The 822-nt window shown below is 29.4% G+C and carries 1 pseudogene; it reads right to left on the bottom strand.

The features are described from left to right. Positions 1 to 35 precede the first annotated feature (35 nt). Positions 36 to 822, bottom strand: a pseudogene (locus EZH24_RS12850) (ABC transporter); the annotation flags it as partial.

Raw genomic sequence — 822 nt, 5'->3', positions numbered from 1 at the left:
AATGCATACAGATTTGTAAAAGCTATACTTCCAATTTATAGAAGAATGGTAGAGCTTTTAGCGTATATCAAATTATACAAAACTGCAATCTCTAAAATTTTATTTTTATATTCTCCGTCCACTCTGCTTGCGATATAATTCAAATATCTAATAGAATCGTTTAAATTATTTTTCAAATTGTTTGTGGATTTAAGGAATCTCGATAAAGTTCTTGGAGTAAAATATTCGTCTATCAAATCGTAATTTTCGTTTGTGTATAAAGACATAAAATGCAAGGCTCTATTTGCGCCTTTAATCGCTCCATCCTCTCCCATTCTTCTATAAATTGGAAGTATAGCTTTTACAAATCTGTATGCATTCGAGTCGCTAATATTACTATAAGACTGCGCGAAAAATTTATAGCCTTCTTCGGATAAATTATACGCAGTGTTGGTGTCTCTTGCCGTATATCTATCTTCTATTATTTTTGCATAATTAAGTATTTTTTCATTGTCGCTTTGGGAATAACTTATAACATTTGAAATTATTGATAAAGTTGGATTTTTGGAATTAGAGTAAGAATTATATAATCGCGTTTTAAATCCGTAAGCCTCGTTCGATAAAGAAGTCATACTGTTGTCGGGTTTTCCATAAACGGTAAATAAATTTCCGTCAAAATTTTTCATGCTATTTTCCAAAGAATTTGTAACTATCTTTCTTAAATAATTTGTGTAAAATAAAATTCTCGATTCTCTATTTGAATTTCCAACCACCAAAGCCATGTTATTAATTTCTTTTAAGAGATTTTTATTCTTATCGAAAGTTTCTTTATCGGAATTCGGA

The sequence above is a fragment of the Brachyspira catarrhinii genome, from assembly GCF_005518285.1.
In the GTDB taxonomy this organism is placed as follows: Bacteria; Spirochaetota; Brachyspiria; order Brachyspirales; family Brachyspiraceae; genus Brachyspira; species Brachyspira catarrhinii.
This window is presented reverse-complemented; position numbering and strand designations above follow the sequence as displayed.